We start from the raw sequence: 19,991 nt of genomic DNA, 5'->3' as shown, positions 1-19,991 counted from the left end.
GCGGCCCATGACAGCGCCTCGGCCCCCTCCCTGTCGACGCGTTTTCCCGCGGGTCCGCGCTCAGACCCGGTCGGCCGCGATCAGCAGGTACTGGAAGCTGCCGTTGCGGTAGGCGTCCAGGAACGTGTCCTCGATGCCGGTGACCAGGTGCTCGGCCTCCCGGCGCAGCTCCCAGTAGGGGATGGTCGCCTCGGTCAGGTCCTCGACGTGGACCGGCACCAGGCGGTTGCGCGCCATGGCCTTGAAGTACTCCGAGCGCGGGTGGATGTCGCAGATGTAGTGCGCGTTGATCAGCGACACCTCCCGCGAGGCCTGCCCGTAGGTGTCGTTGTAGCAGCCGGTGATCACCACGTAGCGTCCGCCGCGGCGCAGCAGCCGGGCGTGCTCGGCGAACAGCAGGTCCAGCTCGACGTACATGGTGGACTCGTTGTTCCAGGACGCCGCGTACGCGCCGGTCTCCAGGCCGGTGTCGAGCATGTTGCGGTGGTGGTAGCGCACCTTGTCGTCGATGCCCCGGGCGCGGGCCTGCTCGTTGGCGAAGGCGGCCTGCTTGGCCGAGATGGTGACGCCGTCGGCGTGGCAGCCGTAGAGCAGATGCGCCACCACGCTGCCGCCGCCCCGGCCGCAGCCGGCGTCGAAGACCCGGTCGGCGGGGGAGAGCGGCCCGAGATGCGAGGCGAGCAACTCGGCCTGGGCGTGCTCCAGGCGGTGCAGTTCGGCGGTGATGCGGTCGCGGCGCGCCCGCGGATCGGGCTCGTCCAGCACCGACCGGTCGGCGGCACCGATGCCGTAGTGGTGGTGGTACAGGTCGTCGATCTTGCCGAGTTCCAGGTTGACCGGGTTCTCCTCGGCGTTCCAGTAGTCCGCGACCCGGTTCTGGTAGACGGACTGGGCCGGGACCGGGACGGGCATGGTCCGGGCGACGGGGGCGGAGGTCAAAGGTGGCTCCTCGTGGCGCATGTGACGGTGTTCCGGAAGGCGGCGGTCACCAGTAGTCGGGCAGGTGGTAGCGGTGGGTGTTGGTGGCGTGCCACTCGTGGTTGCCGGACACCCAGGCGGCGAGCCCCCGGGCATAGCGCTCCACCAGCGGCGAGGTCGCCGACAGCAGGGCCGACTCCTCCTCGAAGGCCGCCATGATCCGGTTGTGGATCTCGACGGACTTCAGATAGGCGGCCTTCAGACCGCGCCGCTCGTGGGCGGCGACGACCTGCGGCAGATTGAGGTGCGTGGGGTCACTGGCCAGCTCCTTGGTGAAGGAGTACAGGTCGTTGACGATCGTGGTGGCGTTGCAGGCGAGCGCGGTGATCCGCTGGATCTCGGGCCGGGCGTAGATCTGCTCGGGCAGCTCGTAGCCGTCCACGGCGTCCACGATGGACAGACAGGGCCGGAAGTTGTTGAACTGCCGCATCACCAGGTACTCCCAGACCCGGGGCATGTACCGCGTCTCCGCCCAGGCCGCCTCCGCGAGGTAGCCCAGGTGCAGCCGTGCGATGTCGTGCACGAACCGGTCGGTCTGGCTGGGCGTGGCGAAGCCCGCGAAGTCCTCCAGGGCGAAGTGGTACGACCGCAGCGGCCCGTCGGCCCGCACGCCCTGGCGCCACTCCTCCTCCAGCTCCGGGACGCCGTGGTAGGGGTCGAGCGCCGACTGGGCCATGACCAGCCGGCCGCCGAGCCCGCGGCGCGCCCCGCCCCGGCCCTCGTCCTCCTCGCAGTAGCAGGAGTCGACGATGTTCTCGGCGAGCAGCAGCTTCCCGGCGGCCGTCAGCCGGTCCAGGTCGAGCGCCCCCGGGTGTTGCAGGACGACGGCCCGGCCGAACTGGAAGCCGGAGAAGTCCCCCTTCCAGGCCTCCGGGAACAGGTCGAGGCCGCGGGCCCAGGTCTCCAGCCGGCGGTCCACCTCGGCGGCCTTCGCCGGGTCGGCGGGGACGGCCGGCCGGTGGTGCAGTCCGGGGACGGCGCCGGTGCGCCGGGGTCTGCGCAGGCGCGCGGCGATGTCGGGCGGTCCGGGCAGCGTGTACGGCACGGGGGCCGTGCCCGGCGGGTTCGCGGCCGTCATTCGGGCAACCGCCCGATCTGTACGTTCTCCAGGATTCCGGCCGCGTCGGGCACCAGGATGGCCAGCGAGTAGTAGGCGGTGACGAGGTAGCTGATGATCGCGGCGGAGTCGATGCCCATGAACCGGACGTTCAGTCCCGGCTGGAACTCCTCGGGGATGCCGGTCTGGTAGAGGCCGATCACGCCCTGGTCGGCCTCGCCGGTGCGCAGCGCGATGATGCTCGTGGTGTGGTCGTCGCTGATCGGGATCTTGCTGCACGGGAGGATCGGCACCCCGCGCCACGCCGGCACCTCGTGGCCGTCGACGCTCGCGGTGCCGGGCACCAGGCCGCGCCGGTTGCACTGCCGGAAGAACGCCGCGATCGCCTTGGGATGGGCGAGGAACACCTTGGTCTTGCGCCGCATGGACAGCAGCTCGTCCATGTCGTCCGGCGCCGGCGGTCCGGTGAAGGTGCTGATCCGCTGCCCGTAGTCGACGTTGTGCAGCAGCCCGAACTCGCGGTTGTTGACCAGCTCCCACTCCTGGCGCTCGCGGATCTCCTCGACCGTGAGCCTGAGCTGCTGCTGGGTCTGGTCCATCGGGTGGTTGTAGAGGTCGGCGACCCGGGTATGCACCCGCAGCACGGTCTGGGTCAGGGACAACTCGTATTCGCGAGGGGCGAGTTCGTAGTCGACGAACCCGCCCGGCAGGGTCGGCTCGCCGACGTGGCCGGCCTGCACCGGCACCTCCGCCTCGCCCTTGCGGTTCATCGGCCGCCGCTGCCGCTCGACATAGGCCTGCAGGTGCGCGGCGAGGGACGGCACCCGCTCGGTGAACTCCCGCACCACCGCCCAGGGCAGCGCGAGCACCACGCCGGCGGTCTCGGCCCGCACCGAGGCCAGCCACAGCGGATCGGAGTGGCCCACCGCCTCGTCGCCCATCTGGTCGCCGTCCGTGACGACCCCGATGATCTCCTCGTCGCCGTACTTGCCGGTGGTGTAGCGGGTGAACCGGCCGTGCACGACCAGGTAGGCCTCGGTGACCGGCTGGCCGGCCTCGAACAGCACCTGCCCGGCGCGCACCTCCCGCGGCTGGAAGCGGCCGGCGATCTCCCGCAGCACGTCCGTGTCGGGGTAGCCGCGCAGGACCGGCAGTTCGCAGAGCGTCTCCGGGACGACCCGGATGTCGTCGGCGCCGTTCTGCTCGAAGTGCACCCGGCCCCGCCCCGTGCGCAGCGTCAGACGGCGGTTGACCCGGTAGGCGCCGCCCTTGACGTCCACCCACGGCAGGGTCTTCAGCAGCCATCGCGAGGTGATGGCCTGCATCTGCGGTTCGGACTTGTGGGTCGTGGTGAGCTGGCGCGCCGCCCGAGTGCTCAGGCTGGTGAGCTGCCCGTCGGCCGCGGGCTCGGGAGCGGGCTCGTCGACGTCGGAACCGGCGGCGGTGTCCGGAGTGGTCACATTCCCTCCAGCGGAGCTGCGTGCGAACAGGGGTGGCAGGATCGAGGGGTGGTGATCCTGGTGGTCCTGCACCCGGGCCAAGCCAAACAGCTCTCGTGGGGCGCCCGATACAGCGCGAAGGGGGCGGATCATTCCGCTTGGGTGCGTAAACCCGTGAACCGGTGCATCAGCGGCGAACCGTGTGCCGCCGCGCCGGTGTACTGCGCCGCCCGCACGCGTTCCCGCGCGCCGGCGTGGTGCGCCCCGGGGGCTCAGGCCGGGTCGCCGACCAGGACGGCCGCTCCGTCGAACCGGCCGGCCTTGAGGTCGGCGAGCGCCTGCGGGGCCCGCGACAGCGGATAGGGGTGCGTGGTCGCGCGGACTCCGTGCCGGGCCGCGAGCGCCAGGAACTCCCTTGCGTCCGCCCGGGTGTTGGAGGTGACGCTGCGCAGCTCCTTCTCGTAGAACAGCTCGGTCTCGTAGTGCAGCGCGGGCACGTCGGTCAGGTGGATGCCGGCCAGGGCGAGCACCCCGCCCCGGTCCAGGGCGCGCAACGCCACCGGCACCAGGCCGCCGGCCGGGGCGAACAGGATCGCGCCGTCCAGCGGCTCCGGCGGCGGCTCGGCCAGGTCGTGCGCCGAGGCGGCGCCCAGCTCCAGGGCCAGCCGCCGGGCCGCAGCGCCCCGGGTGACCACATGCACCCGGGCGCCCTCGGCGAGCGCCACCTGCGCGCACAGATGGGCGCTGCCGCCGAAGCCGTACAGCCCGAGCCGGCCGCCCGGGGGCAGCGCCGTACGGCGCAGCGCCCGGTAGCCGATGATCCCCGCGCACAGCAGCGGCGCCGCCGCCACGTCGTCCAGGGCCTCGGGCAGACGGTGGGCGAAGGCGGCCGGCACGGTGGTGTACTGCGCGTACCCGCCGTCGGCGTCCCAGCCGGTGTACTCCGAGCGCGGACAGAGGTTCTCGGCGCCCCGCGCGCAGTACGCGCACACCCCGCAGGTGCGCCGCAGCCAGGCCACGCCCACCCGGTCGCCCGCCGTGAAGCCCCGCACCGCGGTCCCGGCGGCCACGACCTCGCCGACCGCCTCGTGGCCGGGCGTGACCCCGGCCCGGTGCACCGGCAGGTCGCCCTCGGCGACGTGCAGATCGGTCCGGCACACCCCGCAGGCCCGCACCCGCACCAGCAGCTCGTCCGCGCCGGGCGCCGGCACCGGCCGCTCCAGCAGCCGCAGGGGCCGCTCCTCGACCGGTCCCGGCTGCACCACCGACCACGCCCGCATGGCGTCCGTTTCCATCGCGTCGTCGCCTCCCCTCCCAGTGTCCGGCGGCTGCCCGGTTCGGCGCGCGGGCGGGCGGCGGGATGGCTAGCGTGAGCTTCGGGACGAAGGGCCTCGAAGGGCGGGGAACCATCCGTACGGGACACACACCAGGAGGGCCGCAGCATGGCCGTGCAACCCGAGGGAACGCCCTGTTGGGCCGATGCGATGTTCGGCGACGTCGAGGGAGCCAAGCGGTTCTACGGCGACGTCCTCGGCTGGACCTTCGGCGAGTCGTCGTCGGAGTACGGCCACTACACGCAGGCCTACGCGCAGGGCAAGGCGGTGGCCGCCGTCGTCCCGCCCATGCCCGGCCAGGAGGGCCAGTCGCAGTGGTGCCTGTACTTCGCCTCCCCGGACGCCGCGGCCACCGCGGAGAAGATCCGGGAGAACGGCGGCGAGGTGCTGATGGAGCCGATGCAGGTCGGGGACTTCGGCACGATGTGCCTGGCCCGTGAGCCCAGCGGGGCCGTCTTCGGCGTCTGGCAGGCGGGCGTCCACGAGGGCTTCGAGGCGACGGCGACCCCGGGCGCCTACTGCTGGGCGGAGGTCTTCACCCGCGAGCCCGAGAAGGCCGACGCCTTCTTCTCCGCCGTCTTCCCGTACCGCATGAAGGACATCGTGGACGACGCGGTGGACTTCCGGATGTTCGACATCGGCGAGGACACCGTGCTGGGCCGGATGCGGATGACCGACGACTTCCCGCCCGAGGTGCCCTCGTACATCAACGTCTACTTCACCGTCGACGACTGCGACGCGGCCGTGGCCCGTGCGACCAGGCTCGGCGGAGTCCTCCGCTTCGGGCCGATGAGCAGCCCCTTCGGCCGGTTCGCGGCGCTCAGCGACCCGCAGGGTGCGAACTTCTCCGTGATCGACATCACGACCACGGTGGGCGAGATGCCCAGGGTCGAGGAGGTCTGACCGGCAGGGGACGGCGCCCGCCGCGGCCGTGGCATGATCGGGCGTATGCGTGAACGTGTGGTGGCCGCGTGCGACGGGGCTTCGAAGGGAAACCCGGGACCGGCCGGATGGGCGTGGGTGGTCTCGGACGGCGACGAGCGGAGCCCCGCCCGCTGGGAGGCCGGTCCGCTCGGCCGGGCCACCAACAACGTCGCGGAGCTCACCGCGCTGGAGCGGCTGCTCACCGCGGTCGCGCCGGAGGTGCCGCTGGAGATCCGGATGGACTCCCAGTACGCGATGAAGGCCGTCACCGCCTGGCTGCCCGGCTGGAAGCGCAACGGCTGGAAGACGTCCGCCGGCAAGCCCGTCGCCAACCAGGACCTGGTCGTGCGCATCGACGCGCTCCTCGACGGCCGCGAGGTCGAGTTCCGCTACGTCCCGGCCCACCAGGCCGACGGCGACCCGCTCAACGACTTCGCCGACCGCGCCGCCAGCCAGGCCGCCTCCGTCCAGCAGGCGGCGGGCAGCGCGCTCGGCTCCCCCGAGCCGCCGCCCTCGCCCGGCACCCCGAAGGCGTCCGCCCCGCGCAGGAAGGCGCCCCGCCGTACCGGCGGCACGGCGTCCGCCCGCACCATCAAGGCGAAGTTCCCCGGCCGCTGCCTGTGCGGCCGCTCCTACGCGGCCGGCGAGTCCATCGCCAAGAACGCACAGGGCTGGGGCCACCCGGAGTGCCGTACCGCCGAGGCCTGATCCGCCGTCCTCAGGCGTCGAACGTGTAGAACGCGGTGTGGTCCAGCAGGTCCGCCGGGCGCACGTCGTTCCACGGCTTCATCGTCTCGCCGAGGTCGACGACGTCGGGCGTGCCGCCCGTGGGGGCGTACCCCGCGTCCGGATGCCGCCGCTGCCACTCGGCCCACAGCTTGTCGACGTAGGCGTGGTGGAGCCAGAACACCGGGTCGTTGGGGGAGACTCCGGTGGCCATCTGCCCGCCGACCCAGACGTGGACCCGGTTGTGCAGATTGACCCCGCGCCACCCCTCCAGGTGGTTGCGGAAGCCGTCCGAGGCGCTGTTGTACGGCGCCATGTCGTACGTCGGCATCGACAGCACCGACTCCACCTCGGCGCGTGTCGGCAGCTCCCGTACGGCCGTGCCCAGCGAGCGGCGCAGGAACGTACGGCCGTCGACGCGTATGGTCATCGGCCAGTTGCCGGCGGACCCGGCGAACGGGCCGTCCATCACCCTGCCGTCGCCGCTGCGCCCGGTGCCGCCGAGGAAGTCCGGCGCCCACAGCGCGGCCCGCACCGTGCGGTCGGCGCTCCAGTCCCAGTACGGCAGCGCGACCGAGGGGTCCACCGACTGCAGCGCCCGCTCGAAGTCCAGCAGGAACCTGCGGTGCCAGGGCAGGAAGGACGGCGAGCGGTGGCCGGTCCGCTCGCCGGTGTCGGTGTCCGACATGATGAAGGCGTTGTGGGTGCGGACGAAGTCGTCGTAGCGCCCGCTGTGCTTGAGTTCGAGGACGGCGGCGACGAAACGGCGCTTCTCGTCGGCGGTCAGGGCGGCCTGGTTCTTGCGTACGGTCATGGTGCGCGGTGCTCCGGAGTCCTTGCGGCGGCGGTCAGTTGGCGGGGAAGGGCAGCAGCGGGGCGCCCTGCAGCTCGTCCACGGCGGTCCGGGCGGCGGCGCGCGGGGTGGGCACCGGGGCGTAGTGGCTGACGACGCTGATCCAGGTGCCGTCGGCGTTGCGCATCACGTGCAGCCGGACGCCGTCGACCAACACCTCGTATCCGCCGCCGTGTTCGTGGTGGTGGTCGCCGCCGCTCGTCGGACGGCCCTGTATCCGGCGGCCCCGGTAGACCTCGTCGAAGGCTCGCGGCATCGGCACCGGGTGGTCGTGGCCGACGGCAGGCGCGGCGGCGGGGGCCGCGAAGACGGTGACGCCGGCCGTCGCGGCCAGGGCCGCCGTCGCGGTGAGCGCGCGGCGCCGGGTGATGTCGGGCATACGGGTCCTCCTGAAAGGCGTGTTCGGGGTGGTGACGACGCATGCCTACCGGGGCCTTCGGGGCGGGAGGAAATCACCCGGAGCCGGTGGACCGTGATCCGGACAAGTGGCCACATGTCGTACAGCGTTGAATCAAGATGATCTTGCCGTGGGGGAGGGCGGCCCGCCCCGGAACGGGGAATTCCTTGCCGGGTCCGACCCGATTCCGGTGATCCTTGCCGTGCGCCGTCCGTCCGAGTGGCCCGGCTCACCACACCAGACTGACGCGATCGCACGACCCGGCCGTCCTGATACCCTCCGGTGCCGTTCGATCACGTCCAGTGACTGTCAGGGGTGTGCGTGTGAAGGTCGTCTGCGTCGGGGGCGGGCCCGCGGGTCTGTACCTCGCCATCCTGCTCAAGCGGCAGAACCCCGCCCATGAGATCACCGTGCACGAGCGCGATCCCGAGGGCTCGACCTACGGCTGGGGCGTGACGTACTGGCGCTCCTTCCTCGACAAGCTCCAGGCGCACGACGCAGCCACCGCGCGGGCGATCGAGGACGCGTCCGTCACCTGGAGCGACGGCGTCGCCCACGTGGGCGGCCTGACGACCCGTCACCGCGGTGACGAGGGGTTCGGCATCGGCCGCCACCGGCTGCTCGAGCTGCTCGCCGACCGGGCCCGCCGGCTCGGCGTACGGCTGGAGTTCGACAGCGAGATCACCGAACCGCCGGCCGGCGCCGACCTCGTCGTCGCGGCGGACGGCGTGCGCAGCGCCCTGCGCACCCGGCACGCCGCGGCCTTCGGCACCCGGATCGTCCCCGGCCGCAACCCCTACGTCTGGCTCGGCACCACCAAGATCTTCGACGCCTTCACCTTCGCCTTCACCGAGACCGAGCACGGCTGGATCTGGATCTACGGCTACCGCTACAGCTGCGACCACAGCACCTGCGTCGTCGAGTGCTCACCGGAGACCTTCACCGGCCTCGGCCTGGACCGGGCGAGCCAGGCGGACGGTGTCGCCCTGCTGGAGAAGCTCTTCGCCGGCGTCCTCGACGGCCACCCGCTCATCGGCCGCCCCGGCGCCGGCTGGCAGACCTTCCGCACCCTCACCAACCGCACCTGGCACCACGGCAACCTGGTCCTGCTCGGCGACGCCGCCCACACCACCCACTACTCCGTCGGCGCGGGCACCACCCTGGCCCTGGAGGACGCCATGTGCCTCGCCCGCGCCCTGCACGAGCACACCGGCCTGCCCGAGGCCCTCGGCGCCTACGAGCGGCGGCGCCAGGCCGAACTGCTGTCCGTGCAGAGCGCGGCCCGTTACAGCGCCCAGTGGTACGAGAACCTGCCCCGCTACATCCACCTGCCCCCGCACCGCATGTTCGCGCTGCTCGGCCAGCGGCACTCGCCGCTGCTGCCGTACGTCCCGCCGCAGCTGTACTACGGCCTCGACAAGGCGACAGGCAGGCTTCAAGCGCTGCGCAGGCTCAAGCGCTGGCTCGGCCCCAGGGTGGCGAGCACCCTGCACGCCCGGTCGTCGGACCACCGCGGCTGACCGCCGGCCACCCACCGCACCGAGGAGAACCGCCCATGGCCGTGCCCGCCCCGTTCGACCAGACCTCGTCCGGATACAGCCTGCGACGCGCCTACTGGCTGGCCCGCGCGGCCGGCCTCGCCCATGAGGACCGCGCCACCGTCGAGGCCCAGGCCGCGCGGTGGGGCTTCGACCGGGTGCGCCACCACGAGAGCCGGTTCACCCCGCCCTTCCCGCTGGATGCCGTCCAGGCCTGCACCCTGGCGAGCGACCGGATGATCGTCACCGCCTTCCGCGGCACCGAGCCCGCCCGGATCAGGGACTGGCTCACCGACCCCGGCACCCCGCTCAAGCCCGGCCCCGGCGGCAACGGCTACGTCCACCAGGGCTTCGCCGAGGCCCTGGAGCCGCTCTACCCGGACGTCCAGCGGGCCCTCGGCGACCTGCGCACGCACGGCCAGGCCGTCTACCTCACCGGGCACGGCCTGGGCGGCGCCCTCGCGATGCTGGCCGGCGCCAGGATGTACCTGGAGGACCCGTACCTGGCCGCCGACGGCGTCTACACCTACGGCCAGCCGCGCACCTGCGACCGGCTGCTGGCCGAGGCGTTCCACCAGGGGTACGGCGGCCGGATGTACCGCTTCGTCAACAACGGCGACCTCGTCGCCCAGCTGCCGCCCGAGCCCGTCTTCACCCACGTCCGCGCGCTGCGCTACATCGACTCCGGCGGCAGGCTGCACGAGAGCATGCCGATGTTCTCGGCCCTCACCGACCGGGCCGGCGCACTGACCGCCGATGCCTTCGCACCCGAATCCGATGGCCTGCGCGACCATCTGATGCCCCATTACCTCGCGGCTCTGGAGGAGAACCTCGGCTGAGCGCTCCCGGCGGACGCCGGCGTGCCGGGTGAAAGCCGTCCTGGTGCACCACAGCACCCCGGTCGGCGGCGCCCCGGTCCCCACCCTGCACGGCTACCTGCTCGCGTTCGCCATGGCGGGCGCCGTCGCCCTCGCCGCCCGCGCCGCCGCCCTGTCCATTCCCGGCGACGGCCCCGCGGACGGCGTCCGGCGCCGCGGGAGCGCCACCCGGGGCACCCGCGACCAGGCGATGGAGGGAGCATGAGGGGGTGAGCACCCCACCCGCACCGGGCATGTCCGCGCGCCGCGACGCCGAGGCCACCAAGGAGGCCATCCTGAAAGCGGCCCGCCACCTGCTCGCCCGGCACGCGCACGGCGACATCACGCTGAAGGCGGTCGCCGAACGCGCCGGTGTCAGCCCGCCGCTGATCGTGAAGTACTTCGGCAACAAGGACGCCCTGTTCGCCCGCGTGATGTCCTTCGACACCGACGCCGACGCCCTGCTGGACGCGCCGCTCGCCGGCCTCGGCCGGCACATGGTCCGGCACGTCCTCACCGGCCGGCGCGAGCGCGGCGCCGACCCGCTGCTGCGCATCGCCTTCGCCCCGCAGCACGGCGACCACGGCGACGTCCTGCGCGCCGACTTCCGCGCCCAGGTGACCGAACGCCTCGCCGCCCGGCTCACCGGCTCCGGTGCCGGCCTGCGTGCCGAACTCGCCGTCGCCGCGCTAGTCGGGCTCGGCGTCATGTACGGCATCGCACGCGGCCCGGACCTGCGCGGGGCCGGCCCCGACACCCTCGCCGACCGCTACGGGCCGCTGGTCCAGGCGCAGTTGACGCCTGGAGCCTGAGCACGGGGGCCTCTCGCCCGGACGGGTGAACGGCATCCGGCCGCCGCCTTCGGAGCGGTCGGTTCCGCGCGGTCGGGTGGCGGATGACACACTGACGCCATGGACGAACGCGTAATCGGCAGGTCGGGGCAGTGGGCATCGGTGATCGGCCTCGGCACATGGCAGCTGGGCGCCGACTGGGGCGACGTGGACGCCAAGGAGGCGGAGGCCGTCCTGGAGGCGGCGGCCGAGTCGGGCGTCACCTTCTTCGACACGGCCGACGTCTACGGCGACGGCCGCAGCGAGGCGACCATCGCCACCTTCCTGCGCACCCGCCCCGACCTGCACGTGCTGGTGGCGACCAAGATGGGCCGCCGGGTCGAGCAGATCCCCGGGAACTACGTCCTGGACAACTTCCGCGCCTGGAACGACCGCTCGCGCCGCAACCTCGGCGTCGACCGGATCGACCTGGTCCAGCTGCACTGCCCGCCCACCCCCGTCTACTCCTCCGACGCGGTGTTCGACGCCCTGGACACCCTGGTCGAGGAGGAGCGCATCGCGGCGTACGGGGTGAGCGTGGAGACCTGCGCGGAGGCGCTGACCGCGATCGCCCGGCCGCACGTGGCGAGCGTGCAGATCATCCTCAACCCGTTCCGCATGAAGCCCCTGTACGAGGTGCTGCCCGCCGCCCGCGAGGCCGGCGTCGGCATCATCGCGCGCGTGCCGCTCGCCTCCGGGCTGCTGTCCGGCAAGTACACCAAGGACACTGTGTTCGCCGCCAACGACCACCGCACCTTCAACCGGCACGGCGAGGCCTTCGACCAGGGCGAGACCTTCTCCGGCGTCGACTACGAGACGGGCGTCGAGGCGGCCGCCGAGTTCGCCGCGCTCGCCCCCGAGGGCTACACCCCGGCCCAGCTGGCCCTGCGCTGGATCATCGAGCAGGACGGCGTGACCACGGTGATCCCCGGCGCCCGCAACCCGGAGCAGGCCCGCGCCAACGCGGCCGCCGCCAAGCTGCCGCCGCTGCCGCAGGAGACCTTCACCGCCATCCGGGAGCTGTACGAGCGCCGGATCAAGGATCAGGTCGAACACCGCTGGTAGTCACGGCGGCACCGATCGTTTGAAGGAACGTCCGTGCGGTTACCCGAGACCGCATGACGGAGGACGGACTGCGCAGAGGCCGGCACGAGACCGAGGAGGAGCGGGCCGACCGGATGTGGGGCGAACTCATCCAGGAGGTCCGCGTCGCCCAGACGGGCGTGCAGATCCTCTTCGGCTTCCTGCTGACCGTCGTCTTCTACCCGAAGTACACGACGCTCTCCCACACCAACCAGGTCATCTACATCGTGACCGTCATCCTGGGCGCCTGCACGACGGGCGCCCTCATCGGTCCCGTCTCCCTGCACCGCCTCGTCTCCGGCCGCATGGTCAAGCCGCAGGCGGTGCGGCTGGCGTCCCGGATGACCCTCGTCGGCCTGGTGCTGCTGTTCGGCACGATGACGTTCGCGCAGCTGCTGATCCTGCGGGTGGCCACGCGCAACCCGTATGTGCCGTGGCTGGTGACGGCCGTCGTCGCCTGGTACCTGGTGTGCTGGTTCGGCCTGCCGCTGTGGGCCCGCCACAGGTACGCGCCCTCCTCCGCGGACCAGGGTGAGAACCCGCCCGCCGACTCCGCCCGAAAGTCCCGCTGAGCGGCCGCTGTCCGAGCCTGCTTCCGGGCCGTCCGAGCCGTCCGGGCCGCTCAGCCCGCGGAGAGGATCTCGGTCAACAGCGCGTCCACCGCGACCCGTTCCCGGCCCGGCGGGACGACGCGGTGGGTCTCCCGCAGGAACGCGGCGACCGCGGGCGCCCAGGCGAACACCACCGCGTGGTGCCGCCCGCCGTCCGGCCGCACGTCCCCGAGGAACTCCATCCGCAGCTCCCGCAGCGCGCCCTTCACGACCGGTCGCAGGCGTACGTCCCCGACTCCGACGGACCGCTCCAGGCCGGCCCAGAGCATCTCCCGGTCCAGCCGCCAGCACGCCAGCACCCGGCCGTCGTGGCCGAAGGCGGCGGTGACGGCGAACGGGTCGTCGGCGTCGTAACTGAGATGCGCCAGCACCGGACACCGTCCGGTGCCTTCCGCGCGGAGCTGTACCACCAGCGTCTTGTGCACGAACGTGTTCACGGGCGGGCCTCCGGGCCTCGATCGGCTCAGGGCGTCCTAGTACCCCGTGGCGCCGGGGATGTTCATGCCCGTGGCCGATTTCCGGCGGACGGGATCAGCCGAACGCCTCCCGGAGCGCCGGCAGCAGGGTCTTCGCGGACCAGTCCAGGAACTCCGGCTGCGCGTCGCCGCCGATCTGCACCAGGGCCACCTCCCCGAACCCCGCCTCGGCGTACGGCCGTACGGCCTCGACGAAGGCGTCCGGGTCGTCGCCGCACGGGATCGACGCGGCGACGTCGTCCTCGTCCACGAACTGCGTCGCGGCCTCGAAGGCGTCGGGGTGCGGGAGTTCGGCGTTCACCTTCCAGCCGAGCCCGAACCAGCGGAACTGGGAGTGGGCCCGCTTGACCGCCGTGTCCCGGTCGGGGTCGTAGCACACCGGCAGCTGGCCGACCCGGGGCTTGCCGCTGCCGCCGTGCCGGTCGAACGCCTCCAGCAGCCCCTGCTTGGGCTCGGTGGCGATGACCAGGTCGGCGAGGTGCCCGGCGAGCTTGCAGGACTGCTCTCCGGAGACGGCGATCCCGATCGGCGGCGGCTGCTCCGGCAGGTCCCACAGCCGGGCCGACTCCACGTCGTAGTGCTGCCCGTGACGGGTGACGTGGCCGCCCTCGAACAGCGCGCGGATGATCTCCACGGCCTCCTCGAGCATCTCGTGGCGCACGTCGACCGGGGGCCAGCCGCCGCCCACCACATGCTCGTTCAGGTTCTCGCCGGCGCCGAGCCCGAGCCGGAACCTGCCCTCGGACAGCAGCTGCACGGTGGCCGCCTTCTGCGCCACGATCGCCGGGTGGTAGCGCAGGATCGGGCAGGTGACATAGGTCATCAGCGGAATCCGCGAGGTGGCCTGGGCGGCGGCGCCCAGCACGCTCCACGCGTAGGACGAGTGGCCCTGCGAGCGCAGCCACGGAAAGTAATGGTCGGAGATCACCGAGAAGTCGAACCCGGCCTCCTCGGCCCGGACCACATGGTCCACCAGCTCCCGGGGGCCTGCCTGCTCGGTCATCATCGTGTATCCGATTTGCACCATAGGGGGCGAGTCCCCGCGCCGGCGGTGCGAAAACGAGCCGCGGGCTCCGGTCAGTCCGCCGGCGCCCGGAACGTGCGCAGGAAGGTCGTCAGCGCCAGCCGGTTGGCCGGGTCGTCCCAGGCCGTGGCCGGCGTGGTGAAGCGCAGGGAGAAGCCGTCGCCGCCGGTGAGGAAGCCGCGGCCGAAGGTGTGCACCCGTGCCGCCCCGGAGCCCGCGAGCCACTCCAGGTCGGCGGCCGGGTGCCCCTGGTAGGTGAGGGCGCGCACACCGCCGACGCGGCCGTAGCCGGGGAGCCGCCGCAGCCCCGGTTCCACGTCGTCCCGCCAGATCGCCACCGGATCCGGGCCGACGTGCTCGCTGTGGGTGACGGCGAGGGTGGGGGAGGTGCCGTCGCGGCCGAAGACGACCCGGTAGGCGCCGGTGACACGGGTGGTGGTCAGCCGCTTCCAGGCGTCCGGCAGGGCCAGGGAGAAGCCCTCCGGGGCGGTGTAGCGGCGGTAGCCGGCGGGCAGCGCGGCCGGAGCGCTCGCCGTGGGGGACGGCGTGGCGGTGGCGGTGCCGGTCGGCGGGGCGGAGACGCCGGTGCGAGCCGGTGCCTGCGCGGCGCCGGGACCGGTGGGGCCGTGGGTGGCGGCCAGGACGGCGGCGGCGACGGTGAGCACGGCCAGCGCGGTGCCGACGGCCAGGGCCGTTCTGCCCCGCTGCCGCGCGGCGAGGCGCACTCCCGCGTACGCGGCGCGCAGCCGGGGCACGGGCGCCGGCTGCCGGTCGGCGTCGGCGTCCTCGTCCAGTACCCGGACGAGCGCCTCGCGGACCACCGGCCGGGTCAGCCGTTCCCGCGAGTTCTTCCGCAGCAGCCCCTGCACCGCCTGGGTGAGCGGCCCGGCGCGCAGGGGGGTGCGCAGCGGCAGCCGGTCCACCGCCTTCAGGGTGGCGTCGGGCCGGCCGCGGTCCCGGAACGGCGGCCGGCCCTCCACCATCGTGTACAGCAGCGCACCCAGCGCCCACAGGTCGGCGGCCGGCCCGATCCGCTCGTCACGGGCCTGCTCCGGCGAGGCGTACGACGGAGCCGTGAGCCGCGGCACCAGGGTCGCGCCGGCCAGCCCGAACCCGGCGACGACGACCGGGCCGCTGCCGCGGACGAAGACCTGGCCGGGGCTCAGCTCGCCGTGCGTGATGCCCTCCTCGTGCGCGGCGTGCAGCACGTCCAGCAGCTCCAGGCCGATCCGGGCCGCCCGCAGCGCGTTGAACGCGCCCTCGCGGTCCAGGAGTTCGCCGAGCGGTGTGCCGTCGATCCACTCGGTGACCGTCCACAGGACGCCCGCCTCCACCACGGCGTCGACGACCTGGGCGACCTGCCCCGGGCACAGCAGCCGCATCGTCTCGGAGGTCCGCACGACACGGGCCGTGACCCGGCGGGCGGAGTCGTCGCCTGCCGGCTCCGGCAGCGCGGTCTGCGCCACCAGGCGGGGCTGCTCGGCGGCCACGTCCTCGGCGTACCACCACAGGCGGTTCGTCTCGCGGGCGAGGACCTCCAGGAGCCGGTACCGCCCGGCGACCAGTTCGTGTGCGGAGACGTGCGACTTGGTCATGGTCATCCCTCGCTGAAACCCCTGTTTCGTGTCCTGACAGAGGTACGCGGCGCGTGCGGGGGTGCGTTCAAAGAATCCGTGACCCGGCGCGGTTCCTGCCTTTCATTCAATTCTTCGAAAGGGCTTGCGACTTTGCGTTGGCCGCACCCGGCGATGGTTCAACCTGCGGGTAACCGACGGTAAGCCGCCGGATGCGGCCCCGGTTCACAGCAGCCCGAACCGCTCCGCCCAGCCGGTCAGTTCGCGCGGTGTCGTGTTGCCGCCGCAGACCACGAGCCCGATCCGGGCGCCGTCGCCGACGCGCGCCGCGACCCGCCGGGCGGCCGGCAGCAGACAGCCCGCGGCAGGCTCGGCCCACACCTTGGCGTGCTCGGCGAGGTCCAGCGAGCCCTGCACCGCGTCCCGGTCCGGCACCACCAGCACCTCCTCGACCAGCGCGGACACATGGTCGTACGTCAGCTGGGACACGGAGGGCGCGCTGAGGGTGGTGACCAGGGACGACAGGGGCACCGGCACCGGTCCGCCCGCCTTCAGCGCGGCCGACATGGCCTCGGCGCCCTCGGTCTCCACACCCCACACGCGCACGCCGGGCCGCCGGGCGGCGAGGGCCGCGGCGATCCCGGCGATCAGCCCGCCGCCGCCGATGCTGACGAGGACGTCCGTCAGCTCCTCGCCCGCGTCCTCGGCCAGCTCCAGCCCGACCGTGCCCTGCCCGGCGATCACCAGCGGGTCGTCGAAGGGGTGGACCAGGGTCAGGCCCTCGTCCCGGAGCCGCGTCACCAGCTCGAAGGCGCTGTCCATGCCGTCGGTCAGCCGCACCTGCGCCCCCGCCCGCTCGGCGAGCGCGACGGACCGCTCGGGCGCGGTGCGGGGCATGACCACGGTCGCCTTCACATCGAGGGCCGCGGCCATCACCGCGAGGGCGATCCCGTGGTTGCCGCCGCTGACCGCGACCACGCCCGCCGCCCGCTCGGCCTCGCTCAGCGACAGCAGCTTCGCCGTCGCCCCGCGCGCCTTGAACGAGCCGGTGCGCTGGAGCAGTTCGAGCTTGGCGGTGACCGGGACGCCGAGCAGCGCGGTCAGGCCCGGACTCGGCACGGTCGGCGTCCGCACGACCTGTCCGGCGATCCGCTCCGCGGCGGCTTCGATCTCCTTGATGCCGATCAAGGTGTTCACCCTTCCGGCGCGGGGTGAGGGCCGCGCCGAAGGCACCCTGACCCGCGGGGAGCGCGATGGTCAACACGGTTTCGCCCGCCGCCTACAGCGCGCGGCCCACCAGGGAGTCCAGCAGCCGCAGCAGATCCCGTGCCGCTGCGGGGACCGCGGGTGCCCGGGTGAACAGCGCCCGGGCGGCGGCCGTGTGCGCACGGGCCTCGGCCAGCGCCGCCGTACGGCCGCCCGCCGCCTCGATCAGCGCGGCGGCCTCGTCCGCCCGGCCCGGCGCACCGAGCAGCCCGGGCAGCGCGCGGGCCGCCGGGGAGCCGAGCGCGGCCAGCACCGGATAGGTCTTCTTGCCCTCCCGCAGATCGCCGCCCACCGGCTTGCCGGTGACGTCCGGGTCGCCCCAGATCCCCAGCACGTCGTCGACCAGCTGGAAGGCGACACCGAGCCGCCGCCCGGCCTGGTCCAGCGCGCCGACCGCGGCCTCGTCCGCCCCGCCGAGCAGGGCGCCCAGCGCGACGGCGCAGCCCAGCAGGGCGCCGGTCTTGCCCTCCGCCATCGCCCGGTACTCCTCCGGCGTCACCCGCCCCGGGCCGGTGCACGGCCGGGCGGCGAACAGCAGGTCGTCGGCCTGCCCGCGCACCAGGTCGGCGAGGGCCGCCGACAGCAGCCGTACGGCGCCGGCGCCCCGCGGCGCCCGGGCCAGCGTCTGAACCGCCAGCGCGAACAGGGCGTCCCCGGCGAGCACCGCCGGGCCGGTGCCGTAGGCCTGCCACACGGCCGGGCGGCGGCGCCGGGTCGCGTCACCGTCCATGATGTCGTCGTGCAGCAGCGAGAAGGCGTGCACCAGTTCCACCGCGACCGCGGCCGGGACGCCGGTCCGCCCGTCGGCCCCCGCCGCCTCCGCGCCGAGCACGGCCAGCGCCTGCCGTACGCCCTTGCCGCCGGGCGCGGCGGCGGGCGCCCCGCCGACCTCGCACCAGCCGAAGGAGTACGCGGCCATCTCCGCCACCCACGGGTGCAGCCGGCCGACCGCCTCGCGCAGCGCCGGGTCCGTCCATCGGCGGCACCGGTCGAGGACGTCGGCGGCGGACGGCGGAGCCTGTACGGCGGTCACCGGGCCTCCTCCGTGCCGAGGCCGAACTCCTCCTGGGCCCGGGCCACCATCTCCCGGGCGTGCTTCAGTCCGCTGCGCTCCACCGTCCGCGCCAGATCGGCGAGTTCGGCCGCCGTCTCGGCGCGGTCCCGCCCGAGCCGCGCCAGCGACTTGGCCAGGCCCAGCCGGGCCAGCGCCTCGCCGCGCGGCTCGCTCATGGCGCGGAACTCCGTCAGCGCCAGCTCGTAGATCCCCCGCGCCTCGGTGTAACGCCCGGCCCGGTACAGGACGTTGCCGCGCATCTTGTGGTTGTAGGCGAGCGCGCTGGAGAGGTTCATCGCCCGGCAGTCGGCCTCCGCGCGGGACAGCAGCTCCAGCGCGCGCTCGGTGTCCTTGTCGCGCACCGAGAGGATGTCGGCGAGTCCGCGCAGCGCCCAGGCGAGCCCGCGCCGGTCCTCCGCCCGCTCGGCTATCTCCGCCGCCTCCTCGAACAGCGCGTACGCCCGGTCGTGGTCGCCGGTGTTGCGGTGCATCTGGGCGATGCCCTCCAGCGCCCACACCGTGTGCCGGGCCTCGCCGCGCCTGCGCGCCTCGGCCAGCAGCTGCTCGTGCAGCCGGCCGACCGCCGCGTAGTCGCCCTGGATCCGGCCGGTCTCCGCGAGACCGGCCAGCGAGTAGCCGCGGACCACGACGTCCCCGCCGCGTTCGCCGAGTTCGGCCGCGAGCCCCAGCAGCCGCCAGGCCAGCGGGAAGGCGCCGCGCTGCCGGGCCAGGGTGCCGCCGCTCCACAGGGCCCATGCCATCGCGGCGGTGTCGCCGGCCGCGCGGGCGGCGCGGTAACTCGCCTTCCACGCCCGGTCGGCGTCCCGTACGTGGCCGAGCCGCCGGTGCGCCTCGGCCACGGCGAGCCCGCAGCGGGCCGCCTCGGCGTGACGCCCGGACCCCTCGGCCTCGCGCAGTTTCTCGGTGCCCTCCGTCAGCACATCGACCAGCGAGGAGTTCACGGACAGGGTGGTCAGGGCGCCCTGATATTCGGGGGCGAAAGCCTTGCCGTACATGCGTGCCTTTCTATACGCGATGTGTATACATAGTGTGTATACATGGCGTGTATAGGTGGGTCGGAAGACGCCCCGGCCCGAGCGGACCGGGGCGTGTCGGTCTGTCGACGATCAAGACGCGGGTACGGCGGCGCGGGTTGCCCGGGCGGTGCGGATCACCGTGTGAAGGTTCAGTGCTGCTGTGCCTGCGCGGTCACCTCGCTGGGGCGCACCACGACGAAACCCTCGCCCTGGAGCATCAGTTGCACGGCTTCTCCGGAACCGCCGCGCAGCATCGAGCCGATGGACTGGGACCGGTGCAACGAGGTCTGCAGCTGCGCGGTCCAGCCGACCACCGCGTCGGTGTCGACGTACACCGGCGCCTGCGCCGAGACCGGGATGACCAGCGGGGTGCCGTCGCAGACCAGGCCGAGCCGGCCGTGCCCGCCGAACACGCTGTTGAACAGGCCGCCGCCGGCGATGCCCGAGCCCTTGACGGTCTTGATGTCGTACGACAGCGAGGCGTCGAAGCACAGCACGTGGCGGCCGTTGACCGTGAACCGGTCGCCGGGCTCCAGCTCGACGATGAAGCAGTTCTGCGCCTCGTGCGCGAACCAGGCCTCGCCCCGGCCGCGCACCGCCATGAGGGGCAGCCCCTCACCGGTGACCGCGCGTTTCAGTATGCCGCCGACGCCCTGCCCCTTGCGCTCGAAGGCGAGGCTGCCCCGGTAGGCGACCATCGCGCCCTGGCGGGCGTACATCTCGCCGTCCACCGCGTACTTGAGGCACTTGGCGTTCTCGACGGACATGCCCGGCTCCACGGCCGGCCGCACCACGTGCTCACGGGAAAAGAGATCACCCTTCATGCGGGCATGGTCTCCTCCCGCAGAGCATCGGCGCCAGGGCCCTCCGCCCGCGCGAAGGCGTGTGCGACGTCGGTCACATTCCGGCCGTGCAACCTGGGAGATGGCCTGA

20 protein-coding genes and 1 pseudogene are annotated in these 19,991 nt (G+C 73.3%); 8 read left to right on the top strand and 13 right to left on the bottom strand.

Features of this window, described 5'->3' with window-relative positions; translation table 11 throughout:
- Positions 1-60: 60 nt before the first annotated feature.
- From ACGFZN_RS03080 to ACGFZN_RS03065, 4 genes are all read right to left on the bottom strand, one after another.
- Entirely contained in the window at positions 61-939 is an 879-nt protein-coding gene (locus ACGFZN_RS03080; protein ID WP_393856724.1) for a geranyl diphosphate 2-C-methyltransferase, read from the bottom strand.
- 46 nt (positions 940-985) lie between these two features.
- Complete coding sequence (locus ACGFZN_RS03075) at positions 986-2,056, bottom strand: family 2 encapsulin nanocompartment cargo protein terpene cyclase (protein WP_393856723.1); 1,071 nt, start codon at positions 2,054-2,056, stop codon at positions 986-988.
- Positions 2,053-3,495 carry a family 2B encapsulin nanocompartment shell protein gene (locus tag ACGFZN_RS03070; RefSeq protein WP_393856722.1) on the bottom strand — a complete coding sequence of 481 codons (1,443 nt, stop codon included), beginning with the start codon at positions 3,493-3,495 and terminating at the stop codon, positions 2,053-2,055. Before ACGFZN_RS03070 ends, ACGFZN_RS03075 begins: the two co-directional genes overlap by 4 nt.
- Before the next feature lie 251 nt (positions 3,496-3,746).
- The gene (locus ACGFZN_RS03065) at positions 3,747-4,754 is read right to left on the bottom strand and encodes a zinc-binding alcohol dehydrogenase family protein (RefSeq protein WP_393857173.1); all 1,008 of its coding nucleotides are present in this window, start codon (positions 4,752-4,754) and stop codon (positions 3,747-3,749) included.
- 162 nt (positions 4,755-4,916) lie between these two features.
- Between ACGFZN_RS03065 and ACGFZN_RS03060 the strand changes: the two genes are divergently transcribed.
- Entirely contained in the window at positions 4,917-5,711 is a 795-nt protein-coding gene (locus ACGFZN_RS03060; protein WP_393856721.1) for a VOC family protein, read from the top strand.
- Between the two features lie 33 nt (positions 5,712-5,744).
- Positions 5,745-6,440, top strand: a complete 696-nt coding sequence (locus ACGFZN_RS03055; RefSeq protein WP_393856720.1) for a ribonuclease H — start codon at positions 5,745-5,747, stop codon at positions 6,438-6,440.
- 10 nt (positions 6,441-6,450) lie between these two features.
- Here the strand turns inward: ACGFZN_RS03055 and ACGFZN_RS03050 are convergent, their stop codons facing one another.
- Both ACGFZN_RS03050 and ACGFZN_RS03045 read right to left on the bottom strand, forming a co-directional pair.
- Positions 6,451-7,272: a tyrosinase family protein gene (locus ACGFZN_RS03050; RefSeq protein ID WP_393856719.1), complete on the bottom strand. Its 822-nt coding sequence runs from the start codon at positions 7,270-7,272 to the stop codon at positions 6,451-6,453.
- Positions 7,273-7,306: 34 nt separating this feature from the next.
- Entirely contained in the window at positions 7,307-7,690 is a 384-nt protein-coding gene (locus ACGFZN_RS03045; protein WP_393856718.1) for a tyrosinase cofactor, read from the bottom strand.
- Between the two features lie 335 nt (positions 7,691-8,025).
- Between ACGFZN_RS03045 and ACGFZN_RS03040 the strand changes: the two genes are divergently transcribed.
- From ACGFZN_RS03040 to ACGFZN_RS03015, 6 genes and pseudogenes are all read left to right on the top strand, one after another.
- Entirely contained in the window at positions 8,026-9,228 is a 1,203-nt protein-coding gene (locus tag ACGFZN_RS03040; RefSeq protein WP_393856717.1) for an FAD-dependent monooxygenase, read from the top strand.
- Between the two features lie 35 nt (positions 9,229-9,263).
- Positions 9,264-10,085, top strand: coding sequence for a lipase family protein (locus ACGFZN_RS03035; protein WP_393856716.1), 822 nt, complete (start codon positions 9,264-9,266; stop codon positions 10,083-10,085).
- Between the two features lie 28 nt (positions 10,086-10,113).
- Positions 10,114-10,329, top strand: a pseudogene (locus ACGFZN_RS03030) (MFS transporter); the annotation flags it as partial.
- Between the two features lie 28 nt (positions 10,330-10,357).
- A complete protein-coding gene (locus ACGFZN_RS03025) occupies positions 10,358-10,915 on the top strand; it encodes a TetR family transcriptional regulator (RefSeq protein WP_393857172.1) in 558 nt (185 codons plus the stop codon).
- A gap of 99 nt (positions 10,916-11,014) precedes the next feature.
- The gene (locus ACGFZN_RS03020; protein ID WP_393856715.1) at positions 11,015-11,998 is read left to right on the top strand and encodes an aldo/keto reductase; all 984 of its coding nucleotides are present in this window, start codon (positions 11,015-11,017) and stop codon (positions 11,996-11,998) included.
- A gap of 53 nt (positions 11,999-12,051) precedes the next feature.
- Positions 12,052-12,588 (top strand): DUF6328 family protein, encoded by a 537-nt coding sequence (locus tag ACGFZN_RS03015; RefSeq protein WP_393856714.1) that lies wholly within the window; start codon positions 12,052-12,054, stop codon positions 12,586-12,588.
- 50 nt (positions 12,589-12,638) lie between these two features.
- On the opposite strand, the gene ACGFZN_RS03010 is transcribed toward ACGFZN_RS03015, so the two are convergent.
- The 7 genes from ACGFZN_RS03010 to ACGFZN_RS02980 form a co-directional block, all read right to left on the bottom strand.
- On the bottom strand, positions 12,639-13,064 hold the full coding sequence (locus tag ACGFZN_RS03010) for an SsgA family sporulation/cell division regulator (RefSeq protein ID WP_393856713.1): 426 nt from the start codon (positions 13,062-13,064) through the stop codon (positions 12,639-12,641).
- A 94-nt stretch (positions 13,065-13,158) separates the two neighbouring features.
- On the bottom strand, positions 13,159-14,130 hold the full coding sequence (locus ACGFZN_RS03005; protein WP_393856712.1) for an LLM class F420-dependent oxidoreductase: 972 nt from the start codon (positions 14,128-14,130) through the stop codon (positions 13,159-13,161).
- A 50-nt stretch (positions 14,131-14,180) separates the two neighbouring features.
- Positions 14,181-15,728 (bottom strand): serine/threonine protein kinase, encoded by a 1,548-nt coding sequence (locus tag ACGFZN_RS03000; RefSeq protein WP_393856711.1) that lies wholly within the window; start codon positions 15,726-15,728, stop codon positions 14,181-14,183.
- A 198-nt stretch (positions 15,729-15,926) separates the two neighbouring features.
- Entirely contained in the window at positions 15,927-16,889 is a 963-nt protein-coding gene (locus ACGFZN_RS02995) for a threonine/serine dehydratase (protein ID WP_393856710.1), read from the bottom strand.
- 91 nt (positions 16,890-16,980) lie between these two features.
- Positions 16,981-18,000, bottom strand: a complete 1,020-nt coding sequence (locus tag ACGFZN_RS02990; RefSeq protein WP_393856709.1) for a polyprenyl synthetase family protein — start codon at positions 17,998-18,000, stop codon at positions 16,981-16,983.
- Positions 17,997-19,037 (bottom strand): tetratricopeptide repeat protein, encoded by a 1,041-nt coding sequence (locus ACGFZN_RS02985; protein WP_393856708.1) that lies wholly within the window; start codon positions 19,035-19,037, stop codon positions 17,997-17,999. Before ACGFZN_RS02985 ends, ACGFZN_RS02990 begins: the two co-directional genes overlap by 4 nt.
- Before the next feature lie 170 nt (positions 19,038-19,207).
- Positions 19,208-19,882 (bottom strand): AIM24 family protein, encoded by a 675-nt coding sequence (locus tag ACGFZN_RS02980; RefSeq protein ID WP_393856707.1) that lies wholly within the window; start codon positions 19,880-19,882, stop codon positions 19,208-19,210.
- Between the last annotated feature and the right edge of the window lie 109 nt (positions 19,883-19,991).

It is taken from the genome of Streptomyces sp. NPDC048192 (assembly GCF_043202415.1).
Lineage (GTDB): Bacteria > Actinomycetota > Actinomycetes > Streptomycetales > Streptomycetaceae > Streptomyces.
This window is presented reverse-complemented; position numbering and strand designations above follow the sequence as displayed.